The organism is Christensenellaceae bacterium (assembly GCA_031260975.1).
In the GTDB taxonomy this organism is placed as follows: Bacteria; Bacillota; Clostridia; order Christensenellales; family UBA1242; genus JAISKJ01.
Genome location: JAISKJ010000004.1, coordinates 38,329 through 53,998 on the forward strand (window position 1 = coordinate 38,329; position 15,670 = coordinate 53,998).

Below are 15,670 nucleotides of genomic sequence, written 5' to 3' on the forward strand. Positions count from 1 at the left end.
TCTAACATAAATCACAATAGTTTCAAAATAAACTTGGAAAAGAAAAGGGAAATTTTCCAAAATTTAGAAAAAATTGTCAAAATTGTTTGATTATTAAAAAAAAAGCGCTATACTTTAGTTGAGGTGAAAACGAATGTCAAAATTAAGATTAGAATTAAAGTTTTTGCTGAAGCAGAAGTGTATTCCGCTTGATTATAGATCGGTTATTTTGTCTTTTATAAAATCGGTACTTGAGAAAAAATATCCGGAAACATACAACGAGCTTTATTTGGCAAATAGGATGAAAACCTATTCGTTTTCTGTATTTCTGCCGGTGGACAAGATTGAAGGTGACAGGTTTTTGTTGAAAGAGAATGCGATTTCAGTGAAATTCTCATGCGCCGACACTAAAATGCTTATGAAATTGTATAACTCTTTTTTGAGTATGAAAAACAGTGAATATGAGGGATGCGACGAATATCCTCTGCCGGGCTCAAACAGCATGAAACTTGTGGGTGTAAATTATTCAAATACTAAACCTATTTTTGGAAACACAAACAAAGTTGTGATTAAATTTTTAAGTCCGCTTGTGGTGCGGAAAAACCTTGAGGGCGGCAAGAATTTTTATCTGAATTACTATGATGACGGCTTTGCCAAAACTCTGCAGTTTGTTGTAAGTAATTATTTAAAAATAAGAAATATCCCTGATGGCAAGGTTGCGTTAAGGCCCATAAAACCTGTGCCGGTGACAGGCAAGCGGCTGGTGATTAAGTATAAAGATATGAATATAGATTGTTCGGCCGGTGTATTTGAGCTTGAAGCAAGTCCGCAAATAATAGAAGAAGCTTATATGGCAGGCATGGGCAGCCGAAGAAGCGAAGGTTTTGGACTCTTTGACATAATCTCGGCAAAGGAGGCGGATGCATGAATGAGAAACATCATGAACAAGGTTCCGGTAACTCCGACAGCGAAGTAATCGTTCGCCTTGATACTGCACTCTTTAACGCCGGAGTTGTTGGGCTGGTTAATATTCTGGAGCGCGGAGGTATTCAACATCAAATCAACCGTGACCAACTGACAATCTCAAAAGCCGACCTCATAAAAGCTGATTTGGCAGCGTTGTATGTTGAGGCTATTATTGATAGATATAAGGAAACAACAAGGCTGTATACTTCAATGAGTAAAATGAATTCAATTTTAGATATGAAGAAAGTCGACGACCCCAAACAGTTTAAGGAAAACATAAAATATATAGTCGGTTCTTTTGTGCAGCAAAGTGTTCTCACAGGTTTTGAGGTTTTAAAAGCTGACGGCATTGAAAACAATATTGCAGAAAATATATCTAAACTGAAAGAAGATACTTTTGAAAATTTAGAGGCTACAAAGAGCTTGATTAGAGAAATTTATAACGACTTTGAAAAAGAAGAAATTCAAAAGACGTTGTATATGAAAAACATTATGTATACCAAAATAAACATGATTTGGTCGGGAATTGCATTTTTACATAAAAATCAAGTTAAATTTAACATTACAAAGGTTTTAAATGACAGACTTATTGATTCAATAAGAGAAATGCTTATCAGCGGCAAAAAGCAAAAAAAGAGATGTTGTGTTTGTGATATAGAGTGTGATAATTTACAATCGCTGTCGTTTATCCAAAATCTAGGTATAGATGACGGAAAGAAAAAATCACCGTTCTGGAACTATAAACCGGATTTATCTGCTTGTCCGCTATGTACGTTTATATACACCTGCGCTCCGCTTGGGTTTAATTCAATTGATCAGGATTTGATTTTTATAAACGAGAACGAAACGATTGACGGACTAATTAATGCAAACTCAAAACGAGAGTTTGATAATATTGAAAACAAGTCCAGATTCTCGGTGATAACTCAGCTTATTTTGAAAGAAATGGCAGAAAAGAAGCGGGAACTTAATAACATAGAGGTTTTGATAAACCAAAAACTGAGTAATGACAAAACGCGGTATTCACTTAATGTTGTAGATAAAAGATTGATTAAGATATTTACTGATTGTAAGATTGAGCTTAATTCAATTTCAAAAAACAAAGTGAATATAGGAAACTCAAGTAAGCCCGAATGGATAAGTGTGCTGGAAACTGTGTTGGATTGTTTGTTCTATAACAAAGCGCTGTATAATACGATACACAAGTTTTTGAAATATGGCGCTTATGCAAATACGCTGATGCAGATGCTTATGATTGAAATAAAAAGAAAAAAGAAGGAGGAAGAAAAAGTGCAAAACAACATAAAACGGGCGTGGGCCGTTTGGAATAACGGACAGGAAGTAAAGAACAGATTTAATGACGGTAGCAAGAATGAGAATAAGCTGAACGGGATAGTTATTAAACTTCAAAATGCGGTCAGAAGCGAAAATAGGGAATTATTTTTTGATATTTTAATACGTTTGTATTCGGGCATCAATATGCCCATCCCAAGCGGCTTTCTGAACGGAATTGAAAGCGATGATGATTTTAAAGAAATTGGCCTTGCGTTTATTCTGGGACTTTTAGGTGAGCCTCGTAAAGAAAAAGAAGATAAAGAAGGAAAAGGAGAATAATTATGAAAAATGGTTTAACGATAAGTGTAATATTTGAAGCGCAGAGCGCAAACTACGGCGAAGGAATAGGAAATATTTCTTCACTCAAACAACTTACAAGAGGGGATGGGAATACATATACTTATATTTCAAGGCAGGCATTGAGATATAGCATAATAAATCAGCTGGCATGGGATAATACTCCTGTCAAGGCAGAAGGCGGCGGGGATAAAAAGGTTGTTCAATTTGCACCTGATGCTTCAATAAAAGATTATCCCGAAATAGATTTGTTTGGATATATGAAGACCACCAAGGGTAACAATGCTTCCACCCGAAATGCTGTGGCAAGGCTTTCGCATGCAATTTCACTTGAAAGCTATAAGGGAGATACGGACTTTTTAAACAATATGGGGCAAAGCAGAAGAATAGGCGAGGACAATGCGCTGGCTCAAAGTGAAAATCACCAGTCATTTTATGCCTATACTTTGACAATAGATTTGGATAGAGTAGGTAAGGATGAAAACGGAAATATAGAAATCAGTGCCGCTGAAAAAACCAAAAGAGTAGTGAGTTTGCTTAATACCATAAAGATGCTTTATAGAGATATTAGAGGCCGAAGAGAAAATCTTAGCCCTGTGTTTGTAATAGGCGGGCTTTATGATATTAAAAATCCGTTTTTTGAAGGAAAACTTAAGCTTAAGAATAATCAGTTGAATATAGAGACATTGTTGCAGGCGATTTCGCTTGAAGGGGAAGTTAAAGCTAACACTGAAGTAGGTTATTTGACGGGGACATTTGCAAATGAGCAGGCAATTAAAGACAAGCTGGAACCCAAGATGATAGGTGAATTTTTTGACAGTCTCACAAAGAAAATAAGTTTTTAATCCAAAAAAGATAGGAGAAAACTGTGAGTAAGTGTATAAGGATAAAGTGCAGCCAAATATCTGCAAACTATAAAAAACCGCTCTCCATTGACATTGGCGAGAGTTTTCCTCTGCCGCCATACTCCACGGTGATTGGGTTTGTGCATAATATGTGCGGTTTTAGACCTACAAAAGAAAAGCCGTATATGCCAATGAAGGTAAGTATTCAAGGTGAGCATGCCACTATGATAAGCGATATGTACACGAGATATTTTATGGGTATAGCTTATGAAGAAGGCGGCCGTCACCAACTAAAAGTTAAAAACGGAGATGGCTGGGATGGCATAACAGTGGGGCCAAGTGATATGGAACTATTGATTGATGTCAACCTTGTTCTTCATATTTTGCCGCAGGAGCAAGAGGATTTTGACAGGATTTTGAGTGGGCTGAAAAATCCAGCGATTTATCCATCGCTTGGAAGGTATGAGGATTTGCTCAGAATTGATAAGGTTGACGTTGTAAAGTTTGAGCCCACCCAAAGCCCAAAAGTTTGTTTGGATGCGTATATTCCTGAAGTAATATATGCAAAAGCAAAGGGATTGATGGGAAGCTATGCACCATGCTCAAGATATACACTAAACAAAATTTATAATATAAACGATAAAAGCGGCTTTAGAGAATGGGAGAAGGTTCATGCCTTTCATTATAGGGCTGATAATGATTTAGTGTTGACTGCCGAGGTTGCGCATCAGGAAATGAATACTGAAGAGAAATTCGGAATATTTTTTGCATAAAGCGGGATTGCCCGCTTTTTGGTTTTAAGACAAAAAAAATATTATAAAAACAAAGGGAATTTTTATGGAATATTTAGCTAAATCAGACGGACAAACGCTTGAAAAACATATAGAAAATGTTATGAAAAACGCAGAGGAGTTTTTCTTGCTTTTTGGCAAGTATTTTAGTGAGGAAGAAAGGCAAGTGATAAGATTTGCGTGTGAGAAACATGATGAAGGCAAGAAAAACAGGGAGTTTCAGCAAAGAATGCAGATTAAGTTAAAAGATGAAAAAGCCAAGATACCTATGCTTCCATGTGAAATCCCGCATGGAATTTTAAGCTGTGCTTTTTTGGATACTTCTTATTTGATAAAAGAATTTGGAGAAGAATATACGAGAATTATTTATCAGGCAATTTATAATCATCATACACGAGATTATAGTAATTATAGCGATGAAATGATAAAAGAATATATCCGCAATAATCTAACCAAATATATAAATGACAGCTCGGTTAAGCTGAGTGGAATAACGTCTCTGGGCAGACTTGGAAGAATTGGTCTGGAAGATAAAAATGCAGAAGAAGATTATCTTCTAAAATATTTTAAAATTAAGGGCATGCTGAATAAGTTTGATTGGGCGGGAAGTGCTAACGGTGCAGGAGCATATAATGAGGGGTGTGAGATTGCTCCGATAGAGCATGATAAATTTGTTGAGGCCTATGCAACAAAAGAGGGATGGAAGATTAATGATTGTCAGCGGTATATGCTTGAAAATCGCGGCAAAAATGTGATTGTGATAGCTTCAACCGGCAGCGGGAAAACAGAAGGCGCTCTTTTGTGGACGGGGCAGGAGAAGGCTTTTTATACACTTCCGCTTAAAGTGTCGATTGATGCTATGTATGACAGATTTGTTGACAACGGATATTTTCCGGCTTCTGATGGAGCTGAGGGGACACTGGGAACAAGCCCTAGAAAGAGTAAACTTTTAGGGCATTTGCACAGTGATACTACAAGCTTTTTTATGAATCAGGACGACAAGAAATATGACGAAGGAAAATATGATGATGCAGAGCTTTTTAGAAAGCGTGCCAAAGCATTTATCCACCCTATGACAATTACGACAGTAGATCAGCTTTTTACGTTTGTGTTTAAGGCTCCGGGATTGGAAATTTTGCCGGCGACGTTGTCTTATAGCCGAGTTATTATAGATGAAATTCAGGCCTACTCACCCAATATTTTGGCTTATATCATATACGGACTAAAAATTATTACTAAAATGGGCGGCAGGTTTTGTATTATGACGGCTACTATGCCGCCGTTTCTGACGGAGCATCTGAAGCAGGAAATATGCGGAAAAGACATTTATGGCAATGATATATCGCTTGTGCTGGAAGAAGGCAAACCCAAAGCTTTTTTGATGGATAGAATAAGACACAGGATAAAACTGCTTGAGGGTGAAGACTTTGACTATGACGCAATCAGACACTCAGCTCAGACTAAACGCGTGCTGGTTATTTGCAACACTATAAAGAGGGCGCAGGAGGCTTATGGCAAGTTTGAAAAAGACGCCACATTGCTGCATTCAAGATTTACTAAGATTGATAGAGACCGGAAAGAAATTGCAATAAGAGAAGCGGGACAGGCTGAAAGCAAGGGTAGGGTCGGGATTTTTATAAGTACCCAAATTGTGGAGGCTAGTCTCGACATTGATTTTGATTTGCTTTATACGGATATGTGTTCGGCTGATTCGCTTATCCAGCGGCTTGGCAGGTGTTATAGAAAGCGAGATTATAGTTCTGAGGAGCCCAATGTATTTATACTTAATTCCGGTGTTGGAAGAGGCTCGGTGTATGATAAGTATATATATGACAAAAGTTTTGAAGCACTGAAACCATATGACAACAAATATTTTACTGAGCAGGATAAGCAGAGGTATATAGAAGAGGTTTATTCGCTTGAGAGTGTCAAAAGCAGTAAGTATTATGAGGAATTTAAAAACACTCTCAGGCTGATACAAAACTTTAGGATAGGCGACTATAACAAAAGCGAAGCGAAGAACAAATTTAGGGAGATACACAGTGTCACTATTGTGCCGTATAAGTTCAGAAACGATGTTGAAAAGCTTTTGCCAAGATTAAAAGATGAAAATAAGGGACAAAAAGCTATCGCGAGAGAAAAATTAAAAGATTTTGTGATAAGCATATCTGAACAGAACATGTATACACTTAAGGGCAAAAATGTTGAGTTTATATATAGAGAAGAGGCGGATTTATATCTGACTGATTTGCTATATGACAGTAAGCTAGGATTGCAGGCAAAAATTGATGATGAAGCTGATATGGGGGTTGATAAGCGGATTTTGTAAGAGAAGTTACTTATGTTATTTTATGTGTTGGGAGGTTGTTATGGCGGTTACGGGATATATGTTCGGCTATTTTCATATTTGTAAACGTAAAGTATGGTTGTCGTCGCATCGCCTTAATATGGAAAATGAAAGCGGACTTGTAAAGGTTGGCAAGTTTATTGATCAAACAACTTATAAAGAGGAAAAACATAATTTTATGATAGAGGATATTGCAAATATTGACTATCTTAAAAATAATACGGTTCATGAAGTTAAAAAGTCCGAAAGTCAGCTTGACGCGGCCATTTGGCAGGTTAAGTTTTATTTGTATCACTTGCATTTGCGGGGTGTCAAAGACATAAAGGGCAAAATTGATTTGCCGCTTCAAAAAAAGACAGAAACTGTTGAGCTTGAAGAGGGTGACGTGGAAATTATTGCCGGCAAAATTGAAGAGATAGAAAAAATAATAAATAGTGAGTTTCCGCCGCATATCGAACCGCTTAAAGTATGTCGGGCATGTGCTTATTATGATTTATGTATGATTTACTTTTATTTGGGAGGGCAATATGCAAGAGAGTTTTTATATATTTTCAAATGGTGAAATTATGCGAAAGGACAACACCATAAGGCTTTGCACAGAAGACGGGATTAAGAAGGATATTCCTATAGAAAAGGTCTATGACATTCATATATTTGGTCAGGTTTCTCTAAATTCGGCATTGCTTAATATATTGTATAAGAACAAAATAGTACTTCATTTTTATAACTATTATGAGCATTATATAGGCAGCTTTCACCCTAAAGAAGAGCATATTTCGGGTTCGCTTTTGGTAAGTCAGGTTGGATTTTATATGGATTATACCAAACGCTGCGAGCTTGCTCGTAAGTTTGTGAGAGGAGCCGGTGAAAACATTCTTAGAAATATCAGATATTATAACAACCGCGGCCGTGAGTTTGACAAGGCTATTGATGAAATTGAAGCTCTGCTTTCTACGCTTGAGCGGTATGACGACATACAGGCCATTATGGGGATAGAAGGGAATATCAGAAAGATTTATTATGGGCTATGGAATGATATAATTAATCAGGATATCAATTTTGAAAAAAGAATTAAGCGTCCGCCTGACAATATGGTCAACAGTTTAATTTCTTTTTTAAACAGTATGCTTTATAGTAAGACAGTGAGCGAGATATATAAAACTCAGCTTAATCCGTCTATAAGTTATTTGCATGAACCGTTTGTAAAAAGATTTTCACTTTCTTTGGATGTAACCGAAATTTTTAAGCCGCTGATTGTGGATAGGCTTATATTTTCACTTCTCAATAAGGGTGAGATTGGGGAAAGTGATTTTTATAGTGACACAAACGGCATAAGGCTTAAGGATAGTGCCCTTAAGCTTATAGTGCAAAAATTTGATGAAAGACTAAAGACTACAATCATGCACAGAAGTCTTAAGAGAGATGTTTCATATAGATATTTAATCAGGCTGGAACTGTATAAACTCATAAAGCATTTCATCGGTGACAAGGAGTATGAGCCCTTTAAGATTTGGTGGTGAGGTGGAGTATGTATGTAGTATTGGTTTATGACATAAAAAGCCAGGGCGGCGGCAATGTTACAAACAATGTGTTTAAGATATGTAAAAAGTTTCTGACGCATGTTCAAAACTCGGTTTTTGAAGGAGACCTTGATAAGGCACAATATTTAGACCTTTCTTTTCAGCTTAGACAATATTTAAGGAAAGGGGATTCATGCATAGTTTTTAGCAGTAACAACAATAAATGGATGAAAAAGGATTTCTTAGTTGAGGAGGAAGATAAGCTGACTAACTTGCTGTAAGATATAATTAACAAATAGAAAAGTTGAAGCAAAGTTGTGTTATCAGACACAACTTTGTTTATTTTAGGTTGACTTTTGGCGGTGTTAGTGATATATGTAATATGCCCCCTATGATAGGGGAAAAGAAGGAAAAGACAATGAAGTATACGGCTAAGAAAGTGGTGGATGCTTTTATAGATTTTTTTGTAGAGTATGGACATAAAAAAATAAAAAACGCAAATCTCGTGCCCGAAAATGACCCGACTTTGCTTTTTATTAATTCGGGCATGGCGCCAATCAAAAAGGTGTTTACCGGTGAAGAAAAACCCGAGAGCGACAAGATGTGCAACATTCAGACTTGCATTCGAACAATTGACATTGAGGACGTTGGTGACGACACTCACCTGACGGCCTTTCATATGTTGGGAAACTGGTTTATCGGAGACTATGACCATGAGCATGTTATCAGACAGGCGTATGAGTTGTTGGTTGATAGGCTGAAAATTCCAAAGGATAGGTTGTTTGTGACTTATTTTGCCGGAGATAAAAAGAGAGGCCTTGTGCCTGACAGCCTTAGCAGCGGGTTTTGGGAAAAGTCGGGAATAGAGAAATCTCATATATTAGGTTTGCCGTTTGAAGATAATTTCTGGCGTATGGGTGACGGAGAAAGCCCTTGCGGGCCTTGCACTGAAGTGTTTTTTGACAGACGAACTCCGGTGAAAAGCTTTCTTGAAGGCGGCGAGTTTGACACAAAGGGCAGGTATGCCGAAATTTGGAACGCCGGAGTGTTTATGCAATATCTTCAGACCATTGACGGAAAGTATCTGCCGCTAAAGTTTAGAAGTGTAGATACCGGTGCTGGACTTGAGAGATTATTGGCTACGCTCAATGGCGTAAATAGCGTTTATGAAACTGAAATCTTTTTGCCTATAATGAAATATTTGAACGAAAGCTCAAAAGTGTCCAACACGAGGTCAATAAGGATTATTGCTGACCATGTGAGAGCTGCGGTTTTAATTTTGAATTCAGGAGCTGAACCAAGCAACGTAAGAGCAGGGTATGTTTTGAGAAACCTCATCAGACGAAGCCTGAGGCACATGCGTACCATTGAATTTGATGAAAGCAAAGCATCTGAGCTTGTTGGAAGGACGATTGATAATATCGTTGCAATCGGCATGTCGCCCAAGTGGAGATTTGAAAAGGCTCAGATTGTAGATAAGTTTGTTGCAGAACAGAATAAATTTTCAGCCTCCCTCAAACAGGGACTTAAAGTGTTTGAGGATGCTATAAAGTCTGAAGACAGTTTTGAGTATAAAAACGGCGCAAAAATCTTGAAGGCAGAAATCGCCTTTAGGTTGTATGATACATTCGGCTTTCCTATAGAAATTACCCGTGAGCTTTTGACCGAGCGTGGGTTTAGCGTTGAGGATATGGCTTTTAATGAGCTTTTGAGCAGGCATAAAGAACTTTCGAAGGCGGGAGACGCTGTGTTTAAGAGTGGGCTTGCGGATACTGACCCCGAAACTATCAAGCTTCACACGGCCACCCATCTTATGCATGCAGCGCTTAGAAAAGTTCTGGGCGGGCATGTGAGCCAAAAGGGCAGCAATATCACACCCGAACGTTTGCGTTTTGACTTTAATTTTGAGCGCAAGGTTTTGCCCGAGGAGCTTGAAAAGATAGAGAAGCTGGTTAACGATGCCATAGCGCAAAAGCTTGAAGTGACTTGTCAGCATATGACGCCCGTGCAGGCCAAGCAGAGCGGAGCAATAGGTTTGTTTGACGCAAAATATGGCGACGATGTAACGGTATACACCATGGGAGACTTCAGTAAAGAGATTTGCAGCGGCCCGCATGTGAAAAACACCGGTGAGCTCGGCCGCTTTAAGATAATCAAAGAAGAAAGTGCCGCGGCAAACATTCGCAGGATTAAGGCTATACTTAATTGATATCATATTTTGTTTATCATTCAAAAAAGGCTTTGGTTTATTAAACCAAAGCCTTTTTGTTTGCTGTGTCCAAACGCATACCCCCTAAGGATTGCTCCTTCATGAATTTGGACACATGGGCATGGGAGATGTTAATATAACAATTCCTTAGCATAGTTATTATATATGTAAATGCTAGGATTGTCAATACTCAAAATTTTCCGGATGCCGCAGCAAAGGGCTTGACGTTTTTATTGACTTATATAAAAAAAAAGAATATAATGAAGGCATGAAAACAATCAAAGCAAATTTTGTCCCAGCTCCACACACGTAAATTATGTGTATTTTTGTGTTGGGGGCTGGTCTCACTTTGAAGAGATTAAAAAGACTTTAACAACACGAATAACTCGTGTTGTTTTGTTAGAAGGAGAAAAATATGAGATTAAGCAAAGTGCCGTTTAAAAGCAGTAAGTCAAGAGGTGAAGAGGAGTTTAAGTCGGTGGAGATGCTGTTTCAATCAGGACAGCTGAAGAGAGCATCGGCGGGGATTTATAGCATAGGACCATTGCTTTTGCGCTCGCTTGACAAGGCGATAAACCTCACCAAAAAGTACTTAAATAAGTATGGCTGCATTAATGTGAGTCTTCCTGAGCTTCAGGCAAAGACTATTTGGCAGCAAAGCGGGAGGTGGGAAAAGTATAAGGCGAGCGACACAACTTTTTATTCAAAAGGCAGAGATAATGAATTTTTCTTTAGCCCCACGGCTGAGGAGTTTATGGCTGACCTTGTAAGAACTCACATCAATAGTTATAAAGACCTTAACTTTAACGTTTATCAGATAGGCAAAAAGTTCAGGGATGAAATCAGAGTGCGCGGCGGACTTATGCGCTGCAAAGAATTTATTATGCACGACGGATATTCCTTTCACGACAGCAGAGAGGCTATGGAAGCAGAATATGACAAAATGAAACAGTGTTATTATGAGCTTGCCAAGGCTTTTGGTATTAATGTTGTGGCTGTGCGTGCTGTAAACGGATATGGCGGAAAGATTTCAGAGGAGATTATGTGTTTTTGTGAGATTGGCGAAGATAAGGTTTTGTGTGATGACAAAACGGGATTGGTTTTGAACGAAGAGATTTTGGAGCACGAAGAACTGAAGCAGGATGTCTTTAAAAAATACGGCAAGGTGGACTTTAAAAAGCTGGTTGAGAGACGTGCTGTTGAAATGGGACATATCTTTCACCTTGACCAATTCTATTCAAAAACAATGAATCTTCAATTCACTAATGCTGAGGGCAAGCGCGACTATTGCTATATGGGAACTTACGGTTTTGGCGTGAGCCGTGCCGTAAATGTGGCGCTTGAGCTTAACTGCGACAGCGACGGTTTATGTTTTCCTCTTTCAATTGCACCATATCAAGTGGGCATTGTAAACCTGAGTGAAGAGCAGGCTCCAAAAGCACAAAAGCTGTATGACTATCTTAACGGCGAGGATATAGAGACGCTTTGGGATGACCGTGATATGTCACTTGGCGTGAAGATTAAGGATATGTTGCTAAATGGTATTCCGTATATTATAGTGTTGGGCAATAAACAGAGCGGTGATAAGCTTGAAGTGGAAAACCGTAAGACGCGTGAAAAAACACTGATGGCAAAAGAGCAACTTGTAAAGATTATAAAAGACGAATTAAAAAAATATTAAAAGAAAAAAGGGAGACTAAGCTCTCTTTTTTGCTATTCTGCTGCTGATTGTTTGGTATACTTTGCAGTGTAATAGGTTGTTCCCGTTGAAACATATTTGACGGTTATTTCGTCCTCTGCATCATTGATGCTCACCTGAATACTTGCCTGCGCCGCGTTATCTTTTAGCACCGTCATTTTGCTGCCCTGAAAATAATAACTTCCTTCAATGGTATCCTTTTGGGCATCAATGGTTGTAGTTTCGCCTGAAGTGTTGCTTACGGGTTTGACATATATAAAAGTTGTGTTACCTTCTTCGTCAAGCTCTATGGTATATTCGTTCATAGTTGCGTTGTCAAAGTCCAGACTGCTTATACCTACGTCTTTCTCAAAAGATGTCATAACAAATGTGCCCTCAAGATATGTTTTTGGTTCTCCGCAACCAACCAGAACAAAGCTCATGGCTACCGTAAAACAAAGGGCAAGGGTAAATGCAAATTTTTTCATAATTTCCTCCTTTATGATAAAAAAAGTATAGCAAGTTTGTTGGCGGCCAACAACCTTTTGGATGGACTAATAAAGCAGATTTATGGCGAAGAATAAGAGGTTTTGACGACGATGAAAATAATCAGCCGGGCTCTGACTAATTATTAAACTTGTTTGATAATTTTTTAATTCATGATATAATCGGTTTATAAATCAAGGAGGAAATATTATGAAAAAATTTAGTACAATCTTGGCGGTCTCGGCGGTTTTTCTGCTTTGTGCATTTACTCTGGCGGCCTGTACCAGCGAAGATAGAATAACAGCTACAGAAACAAAAGAAGCATATGAAGGTGCGGGGTTCACTGTTAGTGAAATTGTAAGTGAAACAAATTTTGAGGGTCTTGAGAAAGTCTTTTTGATAACAAAGGGTAGCGATTCAGTGAAAGCATATGTATTTGCAGATACGGCCTCAAACAGTGTGGCTTCTAACACAATCAGAGGCAACGGCCTGAGCCAAGGCTGCCAGAATGTTTGCTTAGGCAAGTTTGTAATAGGTGGAGTTCCCGTTGTAGTGGATGTGTTTGACTCCAATAGCTATGGCTTGACAAGCCCCGAAATTGTGGCACTGACAAAGCCTTTGACTGACCTGTGGGCTGAAAAGAATAAATAAAAAATACAACAAAAAAGGCAGTAAATATATACTGTCTTTTTTATTTATTGTTAAGTTATTGATTGAATTATTTAAGTTTTGGTTGAAGTCAGAAATTCTTTAGCTTTTTCAAAAAGTTTGGGGTGAATTTGCGGGAGGGTGAGGTTTGGCGGCAAATCTTCAAAGAAGTCGATACTCTCTATTTCGGTTTCAGTTGGCGGAAGGGCTCCCAGCTTTGTTATTTTGGCATAGAACAGCATAGCGTGTCTTGTTACATAATATATGCAGACGGGGGTGATATCAAATTTCGCAGCCCCTGTTTCTTCAAATAATTCTCTTTTGGCCGTTTCAAGAATAGTCTCATTTTCTTCTTTGTGCCCTCCGGGAAGCTCCCATGTGCCTGATTTTTGTTTGCAAAAAATCCATTTGTTTTTGTATTTAGCAGCTACTACAGCAATTTTAATCTGTGCTTCACCTACTTCTTCAAGGTTATAAAACTTTACTTCTCTTATGGGGTTTATATTGGGTGAAACCTCCATAGGCTGTTTTTTGGTGTCGTCGCGGTATCTAAGTGATGCAATCAGGCAGGACAGTGCTTCAACGCTTCTGCCTGCGATATCTGCATATGCAAGATAGAAAATGTTATAGACTATCCATGTCAGGTCGCCTGCGATTACAAACAGTCTTGTAACCTTAACGTTTGACTGCCATTGGCCAAAAGTAAACAAAATTGTGGCGACAATAGGCAGCAGGCTCAGCCAGCCTTCCCACGTAAATACGCCGGATCCGATTACAACGGCAAGAATTACAATCAGCAGCCAAATCGGTACTGTTTTATCTTTTCTTCGATAGAGGTAAAATATTAGGGTGCGGATTACACAAATGATGCAAACTACAGTGGCTGTTGTTGCAGAAAGAAAGGCATAATGCACGCAGTATAGAATGTTGATAATAAGCTGAAAAAACAAAAAAGACCTCTGAGTTTTGGCCTGCGCTCCGATCGCCATTATGACAATTATTATTATTGCGACTACCTGAGCCAAAATCTGAAAAAGCGTCATTCTTTTTTATCCCCTAAATTTTGAAACAGTTAAGTTTTATTGTTTATCAAGAAATACATTCAGTCCGTTTTTTATAACTTTAATATCAAACGGCTCATTAGGGATAAGTTCCCCGTCAAAATTGACTGTCATGAGCTGGTTGTCGTTTAAGGTTATATGGTCGCAGATATATTCTTCGGAATAAGATTTTCCGATGTGCTTGCCTTTTAAAACGTCGAGCATCCGGAAAAAAATTTTTCGTCTTGGCATGCCATGAATACTGACCAAAGTTATTTTCCCATCATCTGGTTTTGAGTTGGGGCTGATTTTCATTCCGCCGCCAAAATATTGACCATTGCAGACCGAAACAACAAAGTAATCTTTTTCGGGAATATCTTTTGTGTCATCAATTTTAAGCCTGAAGCAAGGAAATTTAAACTTGAAAACTGCCCCGAGCAGAGCACGGTAATAATTAAGCTTGCTGCGTTTTTTATAAGAATTATACTTTTGTATTATGGCAATATCAATGCCGGTGCTCACAGTATTAAGAGCTCTGCGGGATCTTCCCTGAAAATAATCAAACTGTGTCACTTTACTGTTTAAAACATGTTCAAGCGCTTTTTTGGGGTCTTTGGATATACCCAGCGTTTTTGCAAAATCATTGCCTGTTCCTGCGGGAATAAACCCAAAAGTCAAATCGGACGGATTTTTCACTCCGTTTAAAACCTCACTGAAGGTGCCGTCTCCGCCAACGATGATAATCTTCTTTTCCCCTTTAGCCTCAAGCGCACTTGAAAACTCCCTCGCGAGTTCGGGAGTTGTGGCATAGTCTATGTGATAGTCTATGCCTTTTTCTTTTAGAATGTCAACAATCAGCCCGATGGCCTTTGTTGTTTTTCCGCAGCCCGCATTTGGGTTGACAATAAAATTCAATTTTTCTTTTGTATCCATCTGTGACCTATACCCCCCAATCTTTGTTCAACCGCATTATACCATAAAAACAAAAAACAGTAAATTTAATTACTATTTTTTTGTATGTTTTTGTTGTTGTAAAGCAGCAAGACTATTAGTCTTGCAAGATGAAGTTTTACAGTCTTGCCAAATAGTTATACAAAACGCCCAGATAACTCTTTGCGGTGTTGTCGGAGTTGTTTACAACGGCGTCTGCCAGCTGGCGGCAGGCAAGGGGTTGCTTTTCAAAATAGGAGCGCAATTTTTCAAGTTTGTCACCCTTGAGATTTCCAAGCTCACAAATTTCTTTGATTTTGTCAGTAGTAAAAGTTTCGGCGGTGGTTTTGGGGTTGTTTAGCAGCGATATAATTACGCCTTTCAAAAGATTTTGTGCACCGATTTCCCATAGAGGGTCTTTTTTGCCTATCGGAATAATTTTTGCAGCAAGTTTATTTACCAGCGAAGACACATCTTTGCCTTCTTTATGGTTTTTAAAAATTTCATTAAGTTGTTTGTTCATTATAATGACCTCCATAGTTTTAGTATAGCACAAAAACAAAAAACAGTAAAAGCAATTGTTGGTTTTATGTATTTTC

Annotated in this window: 15 protein-coding genes; 11 read left to right on the forward strand and 4 right to left on the reverse strand. The window is 38.3% G+C overall.

All coding sequences use genetic code 11. From position 1 onward, the window contains the following. Positions 1–133 precede the first annotated feature (133 nt). The 10 genes from cas6 to LBN07_04585 all read left to right on the forward strand — a co-directional run bounded on the left by cas6 (position 134) and on the right by LBN07_04585 (position 11,970). Positions 134–907, forward strand: a complete 774-nt coding sequence (gene cas6, locus LBN07_04540; GenBank protein MDR0850714.1) for a CRISPR-associated endoribonuclease Cas6 — start codon at positions 134–136, stop codon at positions 905–907. After that, positions 904–2,559 carry a type I-B CRISPR-associated protein Cas8b1/Cst1 gene (cas8a1, locus tag LBN07_04545; GenBank protein ID MDR0850715.1) on the forward strand — a complete coding sequence of 552 codons (1,656 nt, stop codon included), beginning with the start codon at positions 904–906 and terminating at the stop codon, positions 2,557–2,559. Before cas6 ends, cas8a1 begins: the two co-directional genes overlap by 4 nt. Beyond that, a complete protein-coding gene (gene cas7i / locus LBN07_04550; protein ID MDR0850716.1) occupies positions 2,559–3,422 on the forward strand; it encodes a type I-B CRISPR-associated protein Cas7/Cst2/DevR in 864 nt (287 codons plus the stop codon). Before cas8a1 ends, cas7i begins: the two co-directional genes overlap by 1 nt. Before the next feature lie 23 nt (positions 3,423–3,445). Then, entirely contained in the window at positions 3,446–4,195 is a 750-nt protein-coding gene (cas5b, locus tag LBN07_04555; protein MDR0850717.1) for a type I-B CRISPR-associated protein Cas5b, read from the forward strand. A 64-nt stretch (positions 4,196–4,259) separates the two neighbouring features. After that, positions 4,260–6,542: a CRISPR-associated helicase Cas3' gene (gene cas3, locus LBN07_04560; protein MDR0850718.1), complete on the forward strand. Its 2,283-nt coding sequence runs from the start codon at positions 4,260–4,262 to the stop codon at positions 6,540–6,542. A gap of 40 nt (positions 6,543–6,582) precedes the next feature. Further along, a complete protein-coding gene (locus LBN07_04565) occupies positions 6,583–7,122 on the forward strand; it encodes a CRISPR-associated protein Cas4 (GenBank protein MDR0850719.1) in 540 nt (179 codons plus the stop codon). Then, a complete protein-coding gene (gene cas1b, locus LBN07_04570; protein ID MDR0850720.1) occupies positions 7,088–8,080 on the forward strand; it encodes a type I-B CRISPR-associated endonuclease Cas1b in 993 nt (330 codons plus the stop codon). The genes LBN07_04565 and cas1b overlap by 35 nt, the downstream gene beginning before the upstream one ends. Before the next feature lie 8 nt (positions 8,081–8,088). Beyond that, a complete protein-coding gene (gene cas2, locus LBN07_04575; GenBank protein ID MDR0850721.1) occupies positions 8,089–8,361 on the forward strand; it encodes a CRISPR-associated endonuclease Cas2 in 273 nt (90 codons plus the stop codon). A gap of 110 nt (positions 8,362–8,471) precedes the next feature. Further along, on the forward strand, positions 8,472–10,289 hold the full coding sequence (locus tag LBN07_04580) for an alanine--tRNA ligase (GenBank protein ID MDR0850722.1): 1,818 nt from the start codon (positions 8,472–8,474) through the stop codon (positions 10,287–10,289). Between the two features lie 415 nt (positions 10,290–10,704). Next, complete coding sequence (locus LBN07_04585) at positions 10,705–11,970, forward strand: hypothetical protein (GenBank protein ID MDR0850723.1); 1,266 nt, start codon at positions 10,705–10,707, stop codon at positions 11,968–11,970. A 32-nt stretch (positions 11,971–12,002) separates the two neighbouring features. On the opposite strand, the gene LBN07_04590 is transcribed toward LBN07_04585, so the two are convergent. Beyond that, positions 12,003–12,455 carry a hypothetical protein gene (locus tag LBN07_04590; GenBank protein MDR0850724.1) on the reverse strand — a complete coding sequence of 151 codons (453 nt, stop codon included), beginning with the start codon at positions 12,453–12,455 and terminating at the stop codon, positions 12,003–12,005. 208 nt (positions 12,456–12,663) lie between these two features. Between LBN07_04590 and LBN07_04595 the strand changes: the two genes are divergently transcribed. Further along, the gene (locus LBN07_04595) at positions 12,664–13,104 is read left to right on the forward strand and encodes a hypothetical protein (protein MDR0850725.1); all 441 of its coding nucleotides are present in this window, start codon (positions 12,664–12,666) and stop codon (positions 13,102–13,104) included. A gap of 71 nt (positions 13,105–13,175) precedes the next feature. On the opposite strand, the gene LBN07_04600 is transcribed toward LBN07_04595, so the two are convergent. The 3 genes from LBN07_04600 to LBN07_04610 form a co-directional block, all read right to left on the reverse strand. Next, positions 13,176–14,144, reverse strand: a complete 969-nt coding sequence (locus tag LBN07_04600) for a YgjV family protein (protein ID MDR0850726.1) — start codon at positions 14,142–14,144, stop codon at positions 13,176–13,178. Between the two features lie 36 nt (positions 14,145–14,180). Further along, the gene (locus tag LBN07_04605; protein MDR0850727.1) at positions 14,181–15,074 is read right to left on the reverse strand and encodes a diacylglycerol kinase family lipid kinase; all 894 of its coding nucleotides are present in this window, start codon (positions 15,072–15,074) and stop codon (positions 14,181–14,183) included. A 136-nt stretch (positions 15,075–15,210) separates the two neighbouring features. Further along, positions 15,211–15,609 carry a hypothetical protein gene (locus tag LBN07_04610; protein MDR0850728.1) on the reverse strand — a complete coding sequence of 133 codons (399 nt, stop codon included), beginning with the start codon at positions 15,607–15,609 and terminating at the stop codon, positions 15,211–15,213. Positions 15,610–15,670: the final 61 nt, after the last annotated feature.

Bases quoted from the DNA above. Each gene is read 5' to 3' on its own strand.
- cas6 (MDR0850714.1), top strand. From the start codon at position 134: ATGTCAAAATTAAGATTAGAATTAAAGTTTTTGCTGAAGCAGAAGTGT.
- cas8a1 (MDR0850715.1), top strand. From the start codon at position 904: ATGAATGAGAAACATCATGAACAAGGTTCCGGTAACTCCGACAGCGAA.
- cas3 (MDR0850718.1), top strand. From the start codon at position 4,260: ATGGAATATTTAGCTAAATCAGACGGACAAACGCTTGAAAAACATATA.
- LBN07_04565 (MDR0850719.1), top strand. From the start codon at position 6,583: ATGGCGGTTACGGGATATATGTTCGGCTATTTTCATATTTGTAAACGT.
- cas1b (MDR0850720.1), top strand. From the start codon at position 7,088: ATGCAAGAGAGTTTTTATATATTTTCAAATGGTGAAATTATGCGAAAG.
- cas2 (MDR0850721.1), top strand. From the start codon at position 8,089: ATGTATGTAGTATTGGTTTATGACATAAAAAGCCAGGGCGGCGGCAAT.
- LBN07_04580 (MDR0850722.1), top strand. From the start codon at position 8,472: ATGATAGGGGAAAAGAAGGAAAAGACAATGAAGTATACGGCTAAGAAA.
- LBN07_04585 (MDR0850723.1), top strand. From the start codon at position 10,705: ATGAGATTAAGCAAAGTGCCGTTTAAAAGCAGTAAGTCAAGAGGTGAA.
- LBN07_04590 (MDR0850724.1), bottom strand. From the start codon at position 12,455: ATGAAAAAATTTGCATTTACCCTTGCCCTTTGTTTTACGGTAGCCATG.
- LBN07_04595 (MDR0850725.1), top strand. From the start codon at position 12,664: ATGAAAAAATTTAGTACAATCTTGGCGGTCTCGGCGGTTTTTCTGCTT.
- LBN07_04600 (MDR0850726.1), bottom strand. From the start codon at position 14,144: ATGACGCTTTTTCAGATTTTGGCTCAGGTAGTCGCAATAATAATAATT.
- LBN07_04605 (MDR0850727.1), bottom strand. From the start codon at position 15,074: ATGGATACAAAAGAAAAATTGAATTTTATTGTCAACCCAAATGCGGGC.
- LBN07_04610 (MDR0850728.1), bottom strand. From the start codon at position 15,609: ATGGAGGTCATTATAATGAACAAACAACTTAATGAAATTTTTAAAAAC.